Consider the following 16,234-nt stretch of genomic DNA (forward strand, 5'->3'; position numbering starts at 1 on the left):
AGGATAAAATGCAGCCACTTGAAATCGACGCCAAGCCTCAACCTGTTTCAATTGACCCCGCCAAGACCGCAGTTCTCGTCGTGGACATGCAGAATGACTTCGGCTCGAAAGGCGGGATGTTCGACAGAGCCGGAATCGACATTTCCGGGATTCAGCGGGCTGTCCGCCCCACCGCCCATCGCGTCGGATGCACCCAGGAGCAATCATGACGCCTCGATTACGCTCGTGCAGATACTCTTTGGATGGACATCGACGTCCGACCATTTCCTGAGGGCGATCGAGGAGCAATTTCAGGAGCGTCTTGAACGAGCCGGATGAGCTGACGAGATATCAGTGAGCGCCTACCGATCCTTCACCGTCTCCATCGCCACGAAGGTCGAGGTCTGGGCGACGTGCGGCAAGGCCGAGATGCGTTCGCCGAGCACGCGCCGGTAGGCGGCGATGTCGGTGGTGCGGACCTTCAGCAGATAGTCGAAGCTCGATGCCATCATGTGGCACTGCTCGATCTCCGGCACCGTCTGCACGGCGCGGTTGAAGGCGTCGAGCGCGGCCGAGCGGGTGTCGGACAGTTTCACCTGGACGAAGGCGACATGGCCTTCGCCCATGCGCTCGCGGTCGACGATCGCCTGGTAGCCCCTGATAAAGCCGTCCTTCTCCAGCCGCTTCACCCGCGCCTGCACCGGCGTCTTCGACAGGCCGACTTTTGCCGCCAGTTCCGACATGGAAAGCCGGCCGTTGCTGCCCAGGGCCGACAGGATGTTTCTGTCGATGCGGTCCAATTGGTCTTCTGCCATCGGATTCCTGGTCGAATTGGAGGTGATTGGCCATAATGATAGATCAATCGACCTGTCCTGTCGATTTCTTTGGACCGGACGAAATCCCTACTTATGTTAGCTTGCGCCATTCGGTCCGGTGACCGCCGGCCCGCTTCCTTATGCTCGCTCTACAGGACCGCCATGCCAGCGCTCGACACCATCCGCCAGCAAATCCGTGCCAATTATTTGCCCGACGAAGACCAGGCGGTGAAGCGGCTGGCCGAGGCGGCCGGGCTGTCCGTGCACGATCGCAAGGCGATTTCGGCCCGTGCCGCCGATCTGGTGCGGGCGGTGCGCGGCTCGTCCGATCCGCGGCTGATGGAAGTGTTCCTGTCCGCCTACGGCCTCTCGACCAAGGAGGGCGTGGCGCTGATGTGCCTGGCCGAAGCGCTGCTGCGGGTGCCCGACACCGAGACGATGGACGACCTCATCGCCGACAAGATTGCGCCGCACGACTGGTCGGCGCATTCGGGCGGTTCGAGCTCGATCTTCATCAATGCATCGACCTGGGCGCTGATGCTGACCGGCCGCGTGCTCGACGAAGGCGAGGGCGGCATCGAAGGCACGCTACGCGCCATGGTGCGCCGGCTGGGCGAGCCGGTCATCCGCAAGGCAGTCGCCGCCGCGATGCGCGAGATGGGCGAGCAGTTCGTGCTCGGCCGCACCATCGCCGAGGCCGTCAGGCGCGGCCGGCCGATGACGCAGAAGGGCTATCTCTATTCCTTCGACATGCTGGGCGAAGCGGCCCGCACCGAGGCCGACGCGCTGCGCTATCTCAAGGCCTATGCCGACGCCATCTCTTCGCTCGATGCCGGCGCCAACGGCCCCGACATCCGCCAGAACCACGGTATTTCGGTCAAGCTGTCGGCGCTGCATCCGCGCTATGAAGTGACCCAGAAAGAAAAGATGCTGCCGGTGATGGCCGAGCGGCTGTTGTCGCTGGCGCTGGCGGCGCGCCATTCGCGCATGGGGCTCAACATCGACGCCGAGGAAGCCGACCGCCTCGATTTGTCGCTCGACGTCATCGAGCGGGTGTTGGCCGAGCCGGAGCTTGCCGGCTGGAACGGTTTTGGCGTCGTCGTCCAGGCCTATGGACCGCGCGCCGCCTTCGTCATCGACTGGCTCTACGCTCTGGCCAGGAAATACGACCGCAGCATCATGGTGCGGCTGGTCAAGGGCGCCTATTGGGACACCGAGATCAAGCGGGCGCAGACGCTCGGGCTCGACGGCTATCCGGTCTTTACCCGCAAGGCCAACACCGACGTCTCCTACTTGGCCTGCGCGAAGAAGCTGTTGTCGATGACCGACCGTATCTATCCGCAATTCGCCACTCACAATGCCCACACCGTCGCCGCCATCCTGTCGATGACGACGGAGCGCGATACATTCGAGTTCCAGCGCCTGCACGGCATGGGCGAAGCGCTGCATGAGACGGTGCGGCGGGCCGAAGGCACGCGCTGCCGCATCTATGCGCCGGTCGGCGCGCATTCCGACCTGCTCGCCTACCTGGTCCGCCGGCTGCTGGAGAACGGCGCCAATTCCTCCTTTGTCCACCAGCTCACTGACGAGGAGGTCGAGCCCGAGGACATTGCCCGCGACCCGCTCGAAACGGTGGAGAAACAAGGCCCCGCCGCCAATCCGGCGATCGTGCCGCCGTCGGCGATCTTTGGCCCCGGCCGGCGCAACTCCAAGGGTTTCGATATCACCGACACGCTGACGCTGGCGGCGATCGACAAGGCCAGGGCCGAGTTCGCCGGGCCGGAGCGCTGGCACGCCAAGCCGGTCAGCCGCGCCGCCGGCTACGGCAAGCAGCGTCCGGTGGTCAATCCGGCAAAACCTTCGGAAGTGGTCGGCACGGTCAGCGAGGCCGGCGCCAAGCAGGTCGAGACCGCCGTGCGCATCGCCGTCGAGGCACAACCGGTATGGGCAAGACGCCCGGTCGCCGAGCGCGCCGCCATCCTCAACCGCGCGGCCGATCTCTATGAGGCGAACGCCGTCGAGTTCTTTGCGCTCGCCGCCCGCGAGGCCGGCAAGTCGCTGGCCGACGGCGTTGCCGAGGTGCGCGAGGCGGTCGATTTCCTGCGCTACTATGCGGCCGAGGCCGCCAATGCCGAGGCGGGCACCGAGGCGCGTGGCGCCATCGCCTGCATCTCGCCGTGGAACTTTCCGCTTGCCATCTTCACCGGCCAGATTGCAGCGGCACTGGTCACCGGCAATTCCGTTATCGCCAAGCCGGCCGAGCAGACGCCGCTGATCGCCTTCCGCGCCGTCCAGCTGCTGCGCGAGGCCGGCGTGCCGGAAGACGTCATCCAGCTTCTGCCCGGCGACGGTCCCTCGGTCGGCGGCCCGCTGACCGCCGATCCGCGCATTGCCGGTGTCTGCTTTACCGGCTCGACCGAGGTCGCCAAGCTGATCGAAAAGCAGCTGGCCGAGACCGCCGCGCCCGACGCCATGCTGATTGCCGAGACCGGCGGCCTCAACGCCATGATCGTCGATTCCACGGCGCTGCCCGAACAGGCGGTGCGCGACATCCTCGCCTCCGCCTTCCAGAGCGCCGGCCAGCGCTGCTCGGCACTGCGCATTCTCTACGTGCAGAAGGACGTCGAGAAGAAGATGCTGGAGATGCTGAAAGGCGCTATGGAAGCGCTCAGCCTCGGCGACCCCTGGCGGATCTCGACCGATGTCGGCCCGGTCATCGACGACGAGGCACAAGCGTCGATCCGCGACTATTGCACGAAAATGGGCCTGCAGGGCCGGCTGATCGCCAAGCTCGAAGCGCCGAAGGACGGCCGCTTCGTCGCGCCGCACGTCTTTCGGGTCAAGAGCATCGAGGAGTTGGAACGCGAGGTGTTCGGCCCGGTGCTGCACGTCGCCACCTTCGATGCCGACGAGATCGATGCGGTGATCGCCGCGATCAACCGCAAGGGCTACGGCCTGACCTTCGGCCTGCACACCCGCATCGAAGGCCGCGCGCAGCATTTCGTCGACGGCATCCATGCTGGCAACATCTACGTCAACCGCAACCAGATCGGCGCCGTCGTCGGGGCGCAGCCCTTCGGCGGCGAGGGGCTTTCCGGCACCGGACCGAAGGCGGGCGGGCCACATTATCTCCGGCGCTTCCGCAAGGGGCCGGAGGCCGGCACCCATCTTGCCGAAGGCCGCAAGGTGACGGCGACCGAGCTCGCCGACAATCTGCCGGACCCGGCCTTTGGCGGCTGGTCGACGCGGCCGGATCGCGTCGCCATCCTGAGGAAACATCTGCGCGGCAAGGGTGCCGCGGCCATCGGTGCCGCCGCCGGCATCGATTTCGGCCAGGTCGACCTGCCCGGGCCGACCGGCGAGGCCAACACGCTGTCGCTGTCGCCGCGCGGGCGCGTGCTGTGCCTCGGTCCCGACGCGGATACCCTGCTTGCGCAGACGATCCAGGCGCTGGCTGCCGGCAATGCCGTGCTCGCCGTCGCACCTGGCGCGCCTGCGGCACTGTCGGCGCTGACCGGCAAGGGCCTGCCGCTGGCGGCGATCGACGGCCGTCCGGACCCGGTCGAAGCGCGCTCGCTGCGGGTCGATGTCGTCGCCTTTTCCGGTATGCCCGAGGCCGCGCGCATCGTGCGCAAGGTCATCGCCGACCGCGCCGGCCCGATCGTACCGCTGGTCAGCGAAGTGTATTATCCGGCCGCCTATGCGCACGAGCGCGCCGTCTGCGTCGACACCACGGCGGCGGGCGGCAATGCCAGCCTGCTGGCCGCGGCATAGGGTTTCGCCAGGGCTCGCTCATCGCGGGCAGGGCGGCGCCGACTCTGCGTGGGGAGGGTCGCTACCTGATACCGAGCGGCACCTCGAACTGCCAGGCCGAGCGACCGGCTCCGTCTGGAATCGGGGGAAACGGAGAAGCCCGGCGGACCGCGTCGAGAGCGGCCTTGTCCAGCGCGGCAACGCCTGAACTGCCCGTCAGCCTGGCCGACCGGACGCTGCCGTTCGAACCGACGGTAAAGGCAACCGTGGCTGTGCCCGTGGCGCGCGTGCGTGTCGAATTGAAGGCCCGCACCAGCTTTGATCGGATCTTGCCGGGGTAGTTTGTGACGGCTGCATTGCCGATGCCGGACTTGCCGCCCCTGCTGGCAGTCAGGATCTTGCCGTCCTTCTTGCCGTCGGCCGTGCCGCGCGCGACATCCATTTCGTCACGGCCGCCGGAGCCGGTCTTTTTCTTCTTGGAATCGGCTTTGGCAAGTGCCTTGCCCGCCTTCTTGCGCGAGACCGGCTTTTCAGGCTCGTTTGGTTCGGCTTTCCTGGCCGGCTTGTTCTTTGCGGTTGCCTTCTTCGGCTGCTTGGGCTTCGGCCTTTCCGGCTTCGGTTCTTCCGCCGCGACGACGGTCTCGACCGTCTGAACCGTTTCGGCCGGCGCCGGGTCGGCTGGTGCCGGAGCACTCGTCTCGGCAGGATCGGCCCTTTCGACCGTGCTGACTGGCGGCGGCACGGCATTGTCGTCAGTGGGCACCAGCCTGTCGGTCGCGAGAATGTCGGGCGATGGATCCGGGCGCGCCGGCTCGACAGGCTGGGCAGGCGCGGGCTCGGGGCGATCGGCAAGAGGAGCAGTTTCCGTGACGGCCTCGCTAACCGGCTCGACCACATCTTTTTCCGATGCTTCCGCCACATCGGTGACCGGCTGGAGCGCCTCCTCTGCCGCGGTTGCCTGCGCCTCGACCGTTTCGACGGGCTTGGCGTCGAGCATGGTCACCATCGTTACGTTGGTCACTTCCGGGTCGTCTCCGACATCGCCGGCCGCCTGCTGCGGATCGGCGCCGAGCAGCATTTCGCCTTGCTGGTCGGCACCTTCGATGCTTGGCCTGTCGTCCGGCAGGGTGAGAAAGGCCAGCGCCACCGCTGCGTGAAATGCGCAAGAGCAGGCGATCGCCACCGTCCAGTTGTGGCGCCGCTGCATCTGTCGTGCCTGCCGCAATGGCTCCGCCGGCACCGCAGTCAATTCGCCGTCGGCATCGGCGATGCAACTGTCTTCCGGTCTGTCGCGCGGCGAAACATGCAGCACCCCGCGAGGGATGGCGAAATCGGGATCGTCCGGTTCCGGCGGCAGGAAACCGGCCAATGGCCACGCCAGGGTGTTTCGCGCGAATGCCGGTTCCAGTCCCAAATTCAGACCCCGAAGGCGATGCCGGTCCTGGTCTGCGTCTTCAGCCCGCGCATGCAGGCATTCGGCTCGGCGCCGGCGCATTCCGTGGCGCTGTTGATCAACACGCGGCTGACCTTGCCGCAATCGGTGCCGGCAAGGTCGAAACGCGTCACCTTGGTCTTGCCTGCAGGCAGCTCCTTGAAATCGAGCACGGTCAGCCGGTCGACGACGCCGGCCTCGTTGAACAACGCGATCTCGAACGCCGCCTTGGAAAGACCGGCGCCGAGATTGTTGGTGACCACGAAGGTTAGGCGGCAGCCCTTGTCGGATGGCTGCGCGCCGTTCAGCTCGAGGATCAGCGCCGGCGCTTGCTGCTGTGTCCATGCCGGAGCCGCCGCAAGCGACATAGCCACCGCCGCGGCCAACAGACGAAGGGATGCTGTCACGCCTTGCCTCATCGTCAGCCTCCAAACCGCATGGTCGCCGCCAGCTTCAGGGTGACGCCGGGCTCGTAGACGATACTCGTGGTCGACGCGTTCAGTGGGTTGGCGTATTTGACGTCGAACAGATTGTCGGCGCGGAAATCGACCTTGAAATTGTCGGTCGCCTGGTAGCTGGCGAAGGCATTGACCAGCGTATAGTCCTTGGCCACCGCGTTGCCCTGCGGCTTGCCGTTGTATTGCACCTCGCCGCCGACAGTCAGCCTGTCCTCGAGGAAGCGAAAGCCGAGTTGCCCGGTGACCTGGGAGGAGGGGACGGTGACAAGGTCCGCCCGCTCGCCTTCATAGGAAATCGTGTGGCCATCGGTGAACGACGCCGAAAGCCCGGCAAAGCCCCAGGCTGCGTCATAGACGCCCTCCATCTCGAAGCCGTGGATCTTGGCCTTGGCGAAATTCTGATACTGGAAGCAGATCGGGATGCCCGGACCGAACGGGCAGCCGCTGGTCGGGTCGAACGCCGATAGCGTCACGCCGTCGATGTAATCGTCGACATTGTTGTTGAAATAGGCCGCCTTCAGCCGCAGCGCGTCGTCGGCCTCGATGACGCCGTTGGTGCTGTAGTTGACGCCAAACTCCACGGTCTTGCCGGTTTCGGGCTTGAGATTGGGATTGGGGAGGAACGGGAAGCTGACGCCTGCCGGATGATTGCCGCTGATCAGGGTCTCCGATAGCGAAGGGGAGCGGTAGCCTTCTGCGTAAGTGCCGTAGAATTGCAGGCCGGAAAGGCTGGCGCTTGCGAAGGGCGAAATGCCCACTGTGATGCGTGGCGACAGCCGGTCGCCAGAGGTTTCGCCGACATCGCTGTCTAGCTTGTAGCTGTCGTAACGCAGCCCGGCGATGACCTCGAGCCAGTCCCAGGTGAGCTTGTCCTGGACGTATGCGCCGGAGACGTTTCTATCGCCCGAGGGCGTGTAGAAACTGTCGCCGCCCGCCGTGCCGCCTGTCTCGACATCGTCGCCAACCCAGTCGCCGCCATAGGTCAGCTCATGCGCGATCCCAACGGTCTCGTATCTCGACGTGTTCCAGATGTCGATGCCGGAGGTGCCGATGTCGAACATCGATTTCGAACCCGCCGGCAAAACCACGGGCAGACCGGTGACCGGATCAAACCGGTTTTGCGCCACAAGGGTCGTCAGATCGAGCTTGGTCTTGTTGTAAGAGGCGTTGATGTGGAGATCGAGCCAGCTCTTGTCTTCGTCGGTGATGTTGTAGCGGGCCGTGAAGGTATTCGCCTTCAGGTCGGCGTCGTTCACCGGCGCGCTGCCGCTGGTCTCGGTCCATCCGTCGTTCGAGCCGATCCAACCGAGCTTCAGCTCGCTGTTTTCGCTGGGGCGGATGGTCGTCTTGAGGAGGCCGCTCAAGACGTCGAAGCCAGTGCCCGCTACAGTGTCGCCGCCGCCATGCTTGTAGTCGTCATAGTCGCGGTAGACGATGTTGCCGAGCACGTCCCAGTTCTCGTTTATCCGGTAGGCGCCGGTGGCGCTGGTGGTCCAGCCTTCACCGTTGGTTTCGTAACGCCCGGTCGCGGATGCCGCCCAGGTCTCGTCGGGCTTGAGGAAATCCTGAGCATCCTTGGTATCGAAAAAGACGACGCCGCCGATCGCCCCGGAGCCGTAGGTATTGGCGACCGGACCGCGGATCACGTCGACGGATTTGATCAATTCGGGATCGATGTAGAAGGTCGATTGCGTGCCGTGATCCGAGCGCTGGAAATTCTGGCGGGCACCGTCGACGATGACGGAGACGCGGCCGAAGTCCTGCAGGCCGCGGATGTTGATGCTGGAGCTGACACGCCTTGCGTCGGCCTGGACGGCGACACCCGGCACACCGAACAGCATGTCGTTGGGCGTCGTCGCCATGCGGCGCTCTAGCTGTTCCTCGTCGACATGGCTGGCTGAAGCAAGCGACTCGATCGCCGTCTCGCCGGTGCGGCTGAGGATCAGGATCTTGTCGAGCAGCGTGGCACCCGCCGGGGCGGGCTTTGCCTGTTCTGGCGGTTGAGACGGGTCAGTCTGCTGCTGGTCGGCTGCCGGTTGGGCAGCCTGCTGGGCGCCGGCCGGTGCGGCGAGCAGCGGGATCGCCGCCGCGCCGGCCAGCAACGCGGCCATTTTGCTTGTCATAGAACAGTGTGCCAGGCCGCTGCCCGCCGGCCGTCCCCAATTCGCCAACCCCATGCTGCAACTCCAAGAATCCATGTTCGATGCTGGCTGGCTTGGGGCTCGCTGGCATTTTTCATCGCGTCCGGCGTCTTAAATGTTGACTCATTTACTCCGGTATTGCACTGCTAGATAACATGACCATTCGAGTCAAGAATTGAATCGGCATTTCACGCAGGCGCCGAGCCAGATGCCCGGCACAGAACAGGGAGCGAACCCATGAACACGCACAATCCCAGCGACTTTCGCCATCGCGTCCGCCGTTCCGACGAAAATTCCGTCCGTTTCGAACGGGTCCAATCGGCCGTGAGAACGCTGTCCAGCAACACGCTGTTCCAGGGCGAGCACGAGATCGGCATCGAACATCACGGTGCGCTGTATCGGCTGAAGATCACCCGGCAGGGCAAGCTCATCCTCAACAAGTAGGTGGTGGAAATGGACCAGCGCGTAAAACCCGCCCCGCACGAGATCCGACGGGCACGGGTAGACAATCCGAAAATGCGCGAGCGCGACCTCGCCGCCCAACTCGGTATTTCGGAGGCCGAACTGGTCGCCGCGCATTGCGGCGACGGGGTCGTGCGGGTCGAGCCGCGTGTCAACGACCTTTTGACTGGTCTCGAAGCTGTCGGTGAGGTGATGGCGCTGACCCGCAACGAAAGCGCGGTGCACGAGAAGATCGGCGTCTACGACAAGGTCGTCACCGGCAATCACAATGCCATGGTGCTCGGCGAAAACATCGACCTGCGCATCTTCCCGAAAGTCTGGGCGCACGGCTTTGCGGTGGAAAAGCGCGACGGCGCCGACATCCGTCGCAGCCTGCAGTTCTTCGACGCCGCAGGCGAGGCGATGCACAAGGTGCATCTCAGACCCGCATCCAACCTCTATGCCTATCAGAAGCTGGTGGCCGGGCTGGAATCACCGAACCAGGAACCGACGGTGGCGATTTCAGCGGGCGCGGCTGACGACGAGATCGAGACTGCGGACAATTCGGCCAGCGTCGAGCATCTGCGCGACCGCTGGAGCCAACTAACCGACGTGCATCAGTTCTTCGGCATGCTGAAGACACTGAAGCTCAGCCGCCGGCAGGCGGTGCGCTTGGTCGGCCAGGATTATGCCTGGCTGGTCGATAACGATGCGGTGAGCGCCATGTTCAACCACGCCGCCGCTGGCGCCATGCCGATCATGTGCTTTGTCGGCAATCGCGGCTGCATCCAGATCCATTCCGGCCCCGTCGCCTCGATCAAGCCGATGGGACCATGGCTCAATGTGCTCGACGAGACCTTCCATCTGCACCTGCGGACCGACCACATCGATGAGGTCTGGGCCGTGCGTAAGCCGACCAAGGACGGCCATGTCACGTCGCTCGAAGTCTATGGCACCGACGGCAAGATGATCATCCAGTTCTTCGGTAAGCGGCATGAGGGCGAAAGCGAGCGCGAAGACTGGCGCTTTCTGGCCGAAAACATGCCGCGTATCCCAAGCCCGACCGCAGCCTGAGGAAAACGACGATGGTTCTTTTCTCCAGGCTGCCATCGGTCTCCAGGTCGGCGCTTGGTCCTGCGGCCGCTGTTTTCCTGGCGTTCGCCGCGCTGATGCCCGCTCAGGCCGCCGAAGGCATCGCGACTTTTGCCGACCGCTCGAGGATCGTGGCCATCGGCGGCTCGATCACCGAGATCGTCTACGCGCTCGGCGAACAGCATCGCCTTGTCGCGCGCGATTCGACCAGCCGCTATCCGCAAGCGGCGGCGGAACTGCCCGATGTCGGCTACATGCGCCAGCTGTCGCCGGAGGGTGTGCTGTCGGTCAATCCGTCGGGCATATTGGCCCTGCACGGCAGCGGACCGAAGGAAGCCGTCGACGTCTTGAAGAAATCAAGAATCCCGTTCATCGAGGTGCCCGAGCGCTATGATAATCAAGGCATTCTCGAAAAGATCCACATCGTTGGCAAGGCGCTCGGCGTCGACGCCAAGGCCGATGCGCTGGCAGCCGAGATTGACGCCAAGCTGAAGGCAGCCGAAAAGCAGACCGCCTCGATCAAGGAGCGCAAGCGCATCCTGTTCGTGCTGTCGATGCAGGGCGGCAAGCTGCTTGCCGCCGGCAGCGACACCGCAGCCGACGGCATCATCAAGCTTGCGGGCGGCATCAACGCCATCGACGGCTTTGCCGGCTACAAGCAATTGTCGGACGAGGCAGTCATCACCGCCAGGCCGGACGTGATCCTGATGATGAACAATGCCGGACCGGCCACCGCGGATGACGAATTGTTTTCGAACCCTGTCGTGGCTTCGACGCCGGCGGGTGCCGCCCGCAAGCTGATCCGCATGGACGGCGGCTATCTGCTCGGCTTCGGCCCGCGCACGGCCGACGCTATCCACGATCTCGCCGTCTCGCTCTATGGCGGCCAGGGCACGGATTGAGCGCGATGGCCGATCATTCGATCGCTGATGCGGCGGGCATCATGGCGACGGCAGCCGAGGGTGACCGTTCGCGGCGCGCCCGCCTCGTCATCGTGCTGCTCTGCGTCGGGCTGGCTATCGCCGTGCTGTTGTCACTGACCTCCGGCGCATCCGATGCCTCGGCCATCGGCGTCATGCACGACTGGCTGTTCGGCGCGTTGCCCGGCGACGCGGCATTGAGCGCCCGCGACCATGTGATCATCCATGACATCCGTCTGCCGCGCGTCATTCTGGGCGTACTGGTCGGCGCATCGCTTGCCGTCTCCGGTGCCGTCATGCAGGGTTTGTTCCGCAATCCGCTGGCCGACCCCGGCCTGATCGGCGTTTCGGCCGGATCGAGCCTCGGTGCGGTCGCCGTCATCGTGCTTGGCTCGACCATGCTGGCGCCGCTGACCTCGGCGCTCGGCACGCTGGCTCTGCCGCTGGCTGCGTTCTGCGGCGGGCTGGCGACGACATTGCTGCTCTATCAGGTCGCGACACGGCAAGGCCGGACCTCGGTCGCCACCATGCTGCTCGCCGGCATCGCGCTGGCGGCGCTTGCCATGGCGCTGACCGGCATCCTGATCTTCATGGCCGACGACCGGCAATTGCGCGACCTGACCTTTTGGCAGCTCGGCTCGCTGGGCGGCGCAACCTGGCAGAAGATCGGCTCCGTCGGGCCGATCATCGTGCTGGCGCTGGCGGCAATGCCGTTCCTGGCGCGCGGCCTCAACGCGCTGGCGCTTGGCGAGGCGACGGCCGGCCATCTCGGCATTCCGGTGCAGCGGCTGAAATACACCGCGATCGTCGGCGTCTCGGCAGCGGTCGGCGCGTCGGTCGCCGTCAGCGGCGGCATCGGTTTTGTCGGCATCGTCGTGCCGCATTTGCTGCGCCTGCTGATCGGCCCCGACAACCGTTACCTGCTGCCGGCATCGGCGCTGCTCGGCGCCGCGCTGCTGCTGTTGGCTGACGCCGTTGCCCGCACCATCGTTGCCCCGGCCGAATTGCCGATTGGGATCGTCACCGCGGTCGCCGGTGCCCCGTTCTTCCTGTGGATACTGCTGCGCAAGCGCGGCGTCATCGACCTGTGAAAGTTTGCCTATGATCGAAGCGCGCGATGTCTCGGTGGCGATCGGCGGCAAGCGCATTGTCGCCAATGTCGATTTCGAGGCGCGGCCGGGCGAAATCGCGGCCATTGTCGGCCCCAACGGTTCGGGCAAGACGACCTTCCTCAGAGCACTGTCCGGCGATCTTGGCTATTCGGGAGAGGTCACCATCAACGGCCGCAATCTATCGGCGATGAAGCCGGTCGAGGCGGCGACGGTGCGCGCGGTGCTGCCGCAGGCGACGACGCTGTCCTTCCCGTTCACTGTGCGTGAGATCGTCAGGCTGGGCCTGGTCGGCGGGCGCTCCGGCGCGCTGCCCGGCGAGGACCAGCGCCTGCCCGAACGCGCGCTGGCGCGCGTCGACCTCGACGGTTTTGCCGGCCGCTTCTACCAGGAATTGTCCGGCGGCGAGCAGCAGCGGGTGCAGCTTGCCCGCGTACTCTGCCAGGTCTGGGCGCCGGTGCTCGACGGCAAGCCGCGCTATTTGTTCCTCGATGAGCCGGTGTCCAGCCTCGACATCAAACACCAGCTGATCATCATGGACATCGCGCGTGATTTCGCCAGACGGGGCGGCGGCGTGGTCGCCATCCTGCACGACCTCAATTTGACGGCGATGTATGCCGACCGGATTTTCGTCATGCATCGCGGCAGGCTCGCCGCTACAGGTTCGCCGCAACAGGTACTCAGCGACGAGCTGATCGAAAAGGTCTTCGATTGCCGGCTGAAGGTCGGCGTGTTGCCGGCAGGAAACATGCCGTTCGTTTTGCCGCAATCGGCAGCTTAGGCAATCAGAAAAATCAGGCGGCCGGCGCCCGTTGCACCAGCATGTCGATGCCGAGCAGGTGTCGCACATTCGGGCGCGCCGCCACCAGATCGGCGATCGTGTAGCGCGACAGCACGGCGAAGAAGGCGTTGAGCGCTTCGCGCAATGCCGAATTCAAGGCGCAGCTGTCGACCAGCGGGCATTCGGCGGCGTCGTTCTCGAAGCACTCGGCCATGGCAAAGCTTTCCTCCGTCACCCGCACGACATCGAACAGGCTGATCGTTTCGGCCGCGCGACCGAGCCTGACGCCGCCATTCCTGCCGCGCACCGTTTCGATCAAGCCGTTTTCGACCAGTGGCTGCAGGATCTTGAACAGGAAAAGTTCCGATACCGAATAGGCGGCGGCGATCTCGGGGATGCGGCTCAGCCGTTCGGTATTGGCGGCGCAATACATCAGAATGCGCATGGCGTAGTTGGTCTGACGGGTAAGCCGCATTGTGTCCTCACATAGCAGTGGTTGGGGTCAATATGGCCTATAGTTTGGAACAATTCCAGACTGGCGCTGCATAATAGATGAATTCAGGCGTCAAGTTTGCATGCGCGATTGCGCGCACCGGGATCAGCGGCGCGCTTTCTGTGGGAAGCGACATTAGATAAGTTCGCATGATCGATCAGGAGCGGCCCACCATGTCACGACCAGCCCCGGTTCTTGCATCCGTCGCGTTCGCCCGGTTCGACACCGACGCCGATGCCAAGCTTTCGGCGCTCAGGCGCACCAAGTTCGCTGCCACCGCAGCACTTGCGTTTTGCGTGCTGATCTTTGCGGCGGCGAAATCGTTCGAGAGCCGGCATGCGTGGTTGGGCTTTGTTGCCGCTTTCGCCGAGGCGGCGACGATCGGCGGGCTGGCCGACTGGTATGCGGTGGTAGCGCTGTTTCGGCGGCCACTCGGCCTGCCGATCCCGCATACGGCTATCATCCCGGAGAACCAGAACCGAATCGCCGACAATCTCGGCCGCTTCATCGAGGTCAATTTCCTGGCGCCGGAGCCGGTGCGCGAAAAGCTCGCCGAAGTCGATTTTTCCGCGCTGGTCGCGGACTGGCTGGCCGACCCGAACCGCGCCGCCGACCTGTCGCGTTTTGTCGGCCGGCTGGTGCCGCAGACGCTGGCGGCGGTCGAGCAATCCGGACTGCGCGGCTTCGTCACCAGCCGTATGCTGGAGCAGATCGAAAAGGTGCCGCTGGCGCCGCTCGCCGCCGAGTTGCTGTCGGCGCTGACTGACGATCGCCGCCACCAGAAACTATTCGACGAGTTCACCAAGGTGGTCGGCCGCTTCTTGAGCGACGAGCAGGCGCTGGCGACGATGCGCGAGAAGATCCGCGAGGAACTGCCGTCGCTGTTCAACCTGTTTCGCGCCGACGCCTATCTGTTGAAGAAGATCGTTGCGTCGGCCGGCTCGCTGCTCGATGAAGTGCGCGCCGATCCGCACCATCCAATGCGCGCCGAATTCGACCTTTTCGTCGCGACTTTCGTCGAGCGGCTGAGGACATCCAAACAATATGCCAGGCGCGCCGAAAAGCTGAAGCGAGATTTCCTCGCCCGGCCGGAACTCAGCGCTCTGGCCGGCGACATGTGGGAGAGCCTGCGGCTGTTCATCGAGCAGGACGCCAAGGCGCCGAATTCGATGATCCGCGACCATCTCGCCACCATGTTCGTCGAGGTCGGCCGCCATCTTGCCGACGACGCGCAGATCAGGGCCGACATGAACCAGGGGTTCATCGTGGCGCTGGCATCCTTCGTCGAAAGCCAGAAGAGCGGCGTGTCCAAATTCATCGCCGACCAGGTCAAGCGCTGGGACCTCGCGCAACTGACAAGGCTGATCGAGATGAACATCGGCAAGGACCTGCAATATATCCGCTTCAACGGCATGATCATCGGTGGCCTTGCCGGGCTCGTGCTCTACACCGCCGAACGGCTGTTTCTCGTCGGCTGACCTCGTCCGAATGGACCGCTGAGCTTCGCTGCACTATCTTCCGTGCAGTGGCGGCGTTCACGGCAACAGGGGGAGAGTACCAGCATGGCAAAACGACCGGATTCCGAGTCCTTTATCGACATGTTCGGCAAGTTCGGCCGCGACCTGAAGCTGCCGAATGTCGATGTCGAGGCGATCCTCGCCCACCACGCCAAGAACCTGGAAGCGCTGGAGAAGTCGGCCAGGGCGAGTGCCGCCGGAGCGTCGGCGCTGTTGTCCAGGCAACGCGAGATGCTACAGGACACGCTGCGCGAAATCACCGACATGGCACAAAACTACAGGGCGCCCGGCAATCCCCAGGAAATGATGCAGAAGCAGGCGGCGTTCGCCAGGAGATCCTTCGAGACCGCGCTGAAGAATGCCGGCGAGATGGCCGAACTGGCGAGGGCGTCCGGCACCGAATCCATCGAAATCCTGCGCAGCCGCATCAAGGAGGCGATGGAGGAGATCCGCGCCGGCCACGACAAGAAATAAGCTGTTCCCCAGCAGCACGCTTGCCGGCGGCGAAGACTGGCGGTTCGCGGCCGAAGATTATGGGCTGGAATCGCACTGGCGAATTGACAGGGGCGGCCCGTCGTGGTCCGGAACAGGCAAGCGATCGGGAAAGCAGGAATGACGCAGATACGGCCCACGACGCCGCCGACCTTCGAGCAACTCAGGGCGATGGCCGGGCAGGAATTAGGCGTCTCGGACTGGACGCTGGTCGATCAGCACCGCATCGACCAGTTTGCCGAATGCACGGGCGATCATCAATGGATCCATGTCGATCCCGAGCGGGCGAAGCGGCAAAGCCCGTTTCGCACCACGATCGCGCATGGCTATCTGACCCTGTCGATCATCGGCGCGCTGGCGCTTGAGATGGGCATCGTACCCGAAAACACGCAGGCCGCTTTCAACTACGGTTTCGACAAAGTGCGTTTCGTGGCGCCAGTCAGGGTCGGCTCGCGAATCAGGCTGCGCACCACGCTGTTGTCGATGGAAGACAAAGGCCCGGGGCAATATCTGATGAAGGCTTCCAATACGGTCGAGATCGAAGGCGAGCAGAGGCCGGCGCTGACCGCCGAGACGCTCGTCATGCTTTACGCACGCCGCAAGCGGGCCGGCACCTGAGAGACCGTTTGGAAACTCTACTCTGGCGGCCATCTGATCGCGTTTTCTGCGCTTCCGGCCTTCGCCGGCCGAAGCACCGATCAGCGGTCGTGGCAGTTAAGGCTACGGCCGGCGTAGGCCGGTGCTCACGGACCTAAATGTCCGCTGCGCTCCGGTTCTCGAAACCACCACCATATGACTCGCCAGAGCGAAT

15 protein-coding genes are annotated in these 16,234 nt (G+C 64.5%); 10 read left to right on the top strand and 5 right to left on the bottom strand.

Going from position 1 to position 16,234, the window contains the following annotated elements:
- Nucleotides 1-8: 8 nt before the first annotated feature.
- Complete coding sequence (locus NKH71_RS02830) at nucleotides 9-209, top strand: hypothetical protein (protein WP_031194293.1); 201 nt, start codon at nucleotides 9-11, stop codon at nucleotides 207-209.
- Between the two features lie 132 nt (nucleotides 210-341).
- Here NKH71_RS02830 and NKH71_RS02835 read toward each other — a convergent pair whose 3' ends face one another.
- A complete protein-coding gene (locus NKH71_RS02835) occupies nucleotides 342-794 on the bottom strand; it encodes an Lrp/AsnC family transcriptional regulator (RefSeq protein ID WP_023720000.1) in 453 nt (150 codons plus the stop codon).
- Nucleotides 795-956: 162 nt separating this feature from the next.
- Between NKH71_RS02835 and putA the strand changes: the two genes are divergently transcribed.
- Nucleotides 957-4,568, top strand: a complete 3,612-nt coding sequence (gene putA / locus NKH71_RS02840; protein ID WP_352852292.1) for a bifunctional proline dehydrogenase/L-glutamate gamma-semialdehyde dehydrogenase PutA — start codon at nucleotides 957-959, stop codon at nucleotides 4,566-4,568.
- Nucleotides 4,569-4,629: 61 nt separating this feature from the next.
- On the opposite strand, the gene NKH71_RS02845 is transcribed toward putA, so the two are convergent.
- Genes NKH71_RS02845 through NKH71_RS02855 form a run of 3 tightly spaced genes read right to left on the bottom strand, consistent with a single transcriptional unit; the run spans nucleotide 4,630 to nucleotide 8,560 of the window.
- A complete protein-coding gene (locus tag NKH71_RS02845; protein WP_352495976.1) occupies nucleotides 4,630-5,916 on the bottom strand; it encodes an energy transducer TonB family protein in 1,287 nt (428 codons plus the stop codon).
- Between the two features lie 47 nt (nucleotides 5,917-5,963).
- On the bottom strand, nucleotides 5,964-6,398 hold the full coding sequence (locus NKH71_RS02850) for a hypothetical protein (protein WP_031194295.1): 435 nt from the start codon (nucleotides 6,396-6,398) through the stop codon (nucleotides 5,964-5,966).
- Nucleotides 6,399-6,400: 2 nt separating this feature from the next.
- On the bottom strand, nucleotides 6,401-8,560 hold the full coding sequence (locus NKH71_RS02855; RefSeq protein WP_352791376.1) for a TonB-dependent hemoglobin/transferrin/lactoferrin family receptor: 2,160 nt from the start codon (nucleotides 8,558-8,560) through the stop codon (nucleotides 6,401-6,403).
- A 255-nt stretch (nucleotides 8,561-8,815) separates the two neighbouring features.
- On the opposite strand from NKH71_RS02855, the gene hemP reads away from it, so the two are divergent.
- Genes hemP through NKH71_RS02880 form a run of 5 tightly spaced genes read left to right on the top strand, consistent with a single transcriptional unit; the run spans nucleotide 8,816 to nucleotide 12,921 of the window.
- Nucleotides 8,816-9,022 (top strand): hemin uptake protein HemP, encoded by a 207-nt coding sequence (hemP, locus tag NKH71_RS02860; protein WP_352495978.1) that lies wholly within the window; start codon nucleotides 8,816-8,818, stop codon nucleotides 9,020-9,022.
- Between the two features lie 9 nt (nucleotides 9,023-9,031).
- Nucleotides 9,032-10,093 (top strand): hemin-degrading factor, encoded by a 1,062-nt coding sequence (locus tag NKH71_RS02865; protein ID WP_023720006.1) that lies wholly within the window; start codon nucleotides 9,032-9,034, stop codon nucleotides 10,091-10,093.
- An 11-nt stretch (nucleotides 10,094-10,104) separates the two neighbouring features.
- Complete coding sequence (locus tag NKH71_RS02870) at nucleotides 10,105-11,013, top strand: heme/hemin ABC transporter substrate-binding protein (RefSeq protein ID WP_352791377.1); 909 nt, start codon at nucleotides 10,105-10,107, stop codon at nucleotides 11,011-11,013.
- A gap of 5 nt (nucleotides 11,014-11,018) precedes the next feature.
- Entirely contained in the window at nucleotides 11,019-12,122 is a 1,104-nt protein-coding gene (locus NKH71_RS02875) for a FecCD family ABC transporter permease (RefSeq protein WP_352484214.1), read from the top strand.
- Between the two features lie 10 nt (nucleotides 12,123-12,132).
- On the top strand, nucleotides 12,133-12,921 hold the full coding sequence (locus NKH71_RS02880; RefSeq protein WP_023720009.1) for a heme ABC transporter ATP-binding protein: 789 nt from the start codon (nucleotides 12,133-12,135) through the stop codon (nucleotides 12,919-12,921).
- A 13-nt stretch (nucleotides 12,922-12,934) separates the two neighbouring features.
- Here the strand turns inward: NKH71_RS02880 and rirA are convergent, their stop codons facing one another.
- Nucleotides 12,935-13,396, bottom strand: a complete 462-nt coding sequence (gene rirA / locus NKH71_RS02885; RefSeq protein WP_023720010.1) for an iron-responsive transcriptional regulator RirA — start codon at nucleotides 13,394-13,396, stop codon at nucleotides 12,935-12,937.
- A gap of 191 nt (nucleotides 13,397-13,587) precedes the next feature.
- Here rirA and NKH71_RS02890 point away from each other — a divergent pair, with 191 nt between their 5' ends.
- The 3 genes from NKH71_RS02890 (at nucleotide 13,588) to NKH71_RS02900 (ending at nucleotide 16,041) form a co-directional block, all read left to right on the top strand.
- Complete coding sequence (locus NKH71_RS02890; RefSeq protein WP_023720011.1) at nucleotides 13,588-14,892, top strand: DUF445 domain-containing protein; 1,305 nt, start codon at nucleotides 13,588-13,590, stop codon at nucleotides 14,890-14,892.
- A gap of 84 nt (nucleotides 14,893-14,976) precedes the next feature.
- Nucleotides 14,977-15,405, top strand: coding sequence for a phasin family protein (locus tag NKH71_RS02895; protein ID WP_023720012.1), 429 nt, complete (start codon nucleotides 14,977-14,979; stop codon nucleotides 15,403-15,405).
- A gap of 138 nt (nucleotides 15,406-15,543) precedes the next feature.
- Complete coding sequence (locus tag NKH71_RS02900) at nucleotides 15,544-16,041, top strand: MaoC family dehydratase (RefSeq protein ID WP_023720013.1); 498 nt, start codon at nucleotides 15,544-15,546, stop codon at nucleotides 16,039-16,041.
- The last annotated feature ends 193 nt before the right edge of the window (nucleotides 16,042-16,234 follow it).

The organism is Mesorhizobium sp. M0983 (genome assembly GCF_040318975.1).
Taxonomy (GTDB): Bacteria; Pseudomonadota; Alphaproteobacteria; order Rhizobiales; family Rhizobiaceae; genus Mesorhizobium.

What these genes read in the sequence shown, in the direction of transcription:
- hemP (WP_352495978.1), top strand. Translation starts at nt 8,816, where the DNA reads ATGAACACGCACAATCCCAGCGACTTTCGCCATCGCGTCCGCCGTTCC.
- NKH71_RS02850 (WP_031194295.1), bottom strand. Translation starts at nt 6,398, where the DNA reads ATGAGGCAAGGCGTGACAGCATCCCTTCGTCTGTTGGCCGCGGCGGTG.
- NKH71_RS02870 (WP_352791377.1), top strand. Translation starts at nt 10,105, where the DNA reads ATGGTTCTTTTCTCCAGGCTGCCATCGGTCTCCAGGTCGGCGCTTGGT.
- NKH71_RS02865 (WP_023720006.1), top strand. Translation starts at nt 9,032, where the DNA reads ATGGACCAGCGCGTAAAACCCGCCCCGCACGAGATCCGACGGGCACGG.
- putA (WP_352852292.1), top strand. Translation starts at nt 957, where the DNA reads ATGCCAGCGCTCGACACCATCCGCCAGCAAATCCGTGCCAATTATTTG.
- NKH71_RS02895 (WP_023720012.1), top strand. Translation starts at nt 14,977, where the DNA reads ATGGCAAAACGACCGGATTCCGAGTCCTTTATCGACATGTTCGGCAAG.
- NKH71_RS02855 (WP_352791376.1), bottom strand. Translation starts at nt 8,560, where the DNA reads ATGACAAGCAAAATGGCCGCGTTGCTGGCCGGCGCGGCGGCGATCCCG.
- NKH71_RS02830 (WP_031194293.1), top strand. Translation starts at nt 9, where the DNA reads ATGCAGCCACTTGAAATCGACGCCAAGCCTCAACCTGTTTCAATTGAC.
- NKH71_RS02835 (WP_023720000.1), bottom strand. Translation starts at nt 794, where the DNA reads ATGGCAGAAGACCAATTGGACCGCATCGACAGAAACATCCTGTCGGCC.
- NKH71_RS02875 (WP_352484214.1), top strand. Translation starts at nt 11,019, where the DNA reads ATGGCCGATCATTCGATCGCTGATGCGGCGGGCATCATGGCGACGGCA.
- NKH71_RS02880 (WP_023720009.1), top strand. Translation starts at nt 12,133, where the DNA reads ATGATCGAAGCGCGCGATGTCTCGGTGGCGATCGGCGGCAAGCGCATT.
- NKH71_RS02890 (WP_023720011.1), top strand. Translation starts at nt 13,588, where the DNA reads ATGTCACGACCAGCCCCGGTTCTTGCATCCGTCGCGTTCGCCCGGTTC.
- NKH71_RS02900 (WP_023720013.1), top strand. Translation starts at nt 15,544, where the DNA reads ATGACGCAGATACGGCCCACGACGCCGCCGACCTTCGAGCAACTCAGG.
- rirA (WP_023720010.1), bottom strand. Translation starts at nt 13,396, where the DNA reads ATGCGGCTTACCCGTCAGACCAACTACGCCATGCGCATTCTGATGTAT.